The sequence below is a fragment of the Salinigranum sp. genome (assembly GCF_041641895.1).
Classification (GTDB): Archaea; Halobacteriota; Halobacteria; order Halobacteriales; family Haloferacaceae; genus Salinigranum.
Window position 1 is genome coordinate 1 of the sequence record NZ_JBEPXO010000153.1, and the last position, 2,572, is coordinate 2,572.

At 65.7% G+C, this 2,572-nt stretch carries 4 protein-coding genes; 3 read left to right on the plus strand and 1 reads right to left on the minus strand.

The annotated features are described in order from the left end of the window. A partial coding sequence (locus tag ACESK5_RS19080; protein WP_372913166.1) for a sulfurtransferase TusA family protein occupies positions 1–183 on the minus strand: 183 nt, incomplete at its 3' end. Positions 184–482: 299 nt separating this feature from the next. Between ACESK5_RS19080 and ACESK5_RS19085 the strand changes: the two genes are divergently transcribed. From ACESK5_RS19085 to ACESK5_RS19095, 3 genes are all read left to right on the plus strand, one after another. Continuing rightward, the gene (locus tag ACESK5_RS19085; RefSeq protein ID WP_372913167.1) at positions 483–974 is read left to right on the plus strand and encodes a YeeE/YedE family protein; all 492 of its coding nucleotides are present in this window, start codon (positions 483–485) and stop codon (positions 972–974) included. Beyond that, positions 971–1,435, plus strand: coding sequence for a DUF6691 family protein (locus ACESK5_RS19090; RefSeq protein ID WP_372913168.1), 465 nt, complete (start codon positions 971–973; stop codon positions 1,433–1,435). The genes ACESK5_RS19085 and ACESK5_RS19090 overlap by 4 nt, the downstream gene beginning before the upstream one ends. A 216-nt stretch (positions 1,436–1,651) precedes the next feature. Further along, positions 1,652–2,356: a DUF2270 domain-containing protein gene (locus ACESK5_RS19095; RefSeq protein ID WP_372913169.1), complete on the plus strand. Its 705-nt coding sequence runs from the start codon at positions 1,652–1,654 to the stop codon at positions 2,354–2,356. Positions 2,357–2,572 lie beyond the last annotated feature (216 nt).

Here is a 2,572-nt window from a genome sequence, read left to right on the forward strand (position 1 = left end):
GACGCCTGCCGTGGAGTCGGCCCAGCCCTCGATGTCGCTCATGCTTCCGCTGTCGGTCGCGACGACCTCCAGTACCTCGCCCGCGGCGAGGTCGTCCATCGCCTGCTTCGTCTTGATGACCGGCATTGGGCAGTTCTGTCCTTTCACGTCGAGTGTCTCGGTCACGTCGATGTTCGAGCTCATCTGTGTTTCCTCACCCTCCCGTACCGGCGGCTGACGCAAAAGTCTATCGGTTATTGTGCCCAATATAAGCACAACCAATCTGGTGGATGGGGAGCAGACGAACGTCAGTAGACGAGAACAAAACGGCTTCAAAAGGGTCAAAACGGGTCTTCTGACCGTCATGGGGGCTCGGGACTCCGAACACGCGTCGCGTGACATCCGAATCCTTATTGCACTGTATGTGCAAGACATAATCGAATGATGGATACCGTATCGACGCGCACCAGCAGGCGACGCGCACCGAGCGAGGTGGCGTGGTGATGGTCGACTTCGCGCTCCCGTTCGCGGCCGAACTGTTTCCCCGCGGCGTGACGCAGTACGCGGTTGGTGGCGTCATGGTCGCCGCCGGCATCGCCGTCATCTACCTGGGGACTGCCATCATCCCCGGGAACAGTACGTTCCTCGAGACGACGCTCTCGTACGTCTCCGACCTCTCCCGACTGAACCAGCCGAAGTACCTCGCCTCGCGTGACTGGCGGGTGGTCTTCGCGCTGAGCATCGTCGCGGGAGCGGCCGTCTGGGGACTCCTGCTCGACCCGGGTGTCTTCACCACCGAAGTTCAGCCCTGGCGGCTGTTCGGCGGCGGCGTCCTCGTGGGAGTCGGGACGCGAATCGGGAAGGGTTGTACCGCCGGGCACGGCGTCTGTGGCCTCGGCTCCGCCTCGCGGACGTCGCTCGTGAACGTCGTCCTCTTCGTCGGCGTCGCCATCGTCACCGCGGCCGTCGTCGCCGCCCTGGGGGTGACGCCGTGAGCCGAGACAGACACCCCCTGTTCATGCCGCTCGTCGTCCTCGGCGGCCTGATCCAGGGTTTCGGCCTCGCGTACAGCGGGATGGCCCGGCCGGAGGTCGTCCTCGACTTCCTCCAGTTCGACGACCTCGGACTGGTCCTCGTCATGGGCGGCGCGGCCGTCGTCTCCGGCGTCACGTTCTTCGTCGCCACCCGCTTCCTCGACCGTGCGCCGCTGACCGGCGACACGTACGGCCGGCGTGTGAAGTCGATGGACCGCAACGTCGCCGTCGGCGGCGTGGTCTTCGGCGTCGGCTGGGGGGTCTCGGGCATCTGTCCTGGCGCCGCCTACGCCAGCGTCGGCATCGGCAACCTCCCCATCCTCTGGGCCATCGCCGGCATGTTCGTCGGCGCGTACGCCCAGGCGTACTGGCGCTCCCGCAGCGAGACCGTCTCGAGCGAGGCGGTCACCGCAGACGACTGACCCTGCACGGACTTCCTCGCCGCGGGTTTCGATATCTTGTTTGTATTGCACACTATCAAAACTCTTTTCGACCGGCCACCGGTACTAGTCAGTGTGAGTGCTGACACCGACTCGGACGAGCGTCACTCGTCGGCCGCTGAACCGGAGGAGCGCCGCTCGTCGACTCCCGACACGGAGGAGCGCCACCCGTCGGCCGCTGACCCGGACACAAAACAGCTGTCGACCCCCGACACGGACGACGCCCCGAACCCGTGGGTCGGCACGGGGCTGCTCGACGCTGACATGGGGCCGAGTTCGGCGCTCGCGCACCTGTATCGGGGGGAGATTCACCGGATGAAGCTGTGGCGCGAGCGACTCGACCGCACGACTAACTGGGCCGTGCTGTTGCTGGCGGCGCTTCTGACCTGGGCCTTCTCGAACGAGACGAACCCACACTACGTCCTCCTCGTCGGCAACCTCGCCGTCGGCCTCTTCTTGAGCATCGAGGCCCGGCGGTACCGCGCGTACGACTCCTGGCGGAGTCGCGTCCGCTCGCTCCAGCAGAACGTCTGGGCTCCCGGCCTCGACCCGACTCGTGGTCTCGAGGACGAGCGCTGGCGCGAACGACTCGCCGAGGACTTCGCCCACCCCACGCTCAAGATTACGACCGAGGAGGCGGTGGCCCACCGGCTTCGACGGGTGTACCTCCCGCTGTTCGCGCTCCTGAACGGGGCGTGGGTCCTTCGCATCACGGCGTTCACGGACGTCGCCTGGCCCACGAGCGCCAGTGTCGGGGGGATTTCGGGCGTCGTCGTCACGACGCTCGTCGCCGCCCTCATGTTCGTCGCCGTCGTCGTCAGCCTTCGGCCCCGGACGTGGCACGCGAGCGACGAAATCAGGAAGGAGGCCCTCCGTCGGGACCGTGAGTCGGACCGACACTGAGGTCGGGTCGACCGGAATCCGCACGGCAGTACGGTTCGCATCGTCCACGAGTGTGAGCGAACATGAAGCTGGGTTCTCGCTGCCGTCGGTCTCTATCTGGCGCTCTCGACAGATTTAGTAGCCGATTTCGGGCTCGCCCTCCGTCCGTCCGTTCCCCTCTCTACCCGTTCCCCTCTCAGCTGTCTGTTACAGTCGTTCGAATATTGCACAACACTT

Bases quoted from the DNA above. Each gene is read 5' to 3' on its own strand.
- ACESK5_RS19085 (WP_372913167.1), top strand. From the start codon at position 483: ATGGTCGACTTCGCGCTCCCGTTCGCGGCCGAACTGTTTCCCCGCGGC.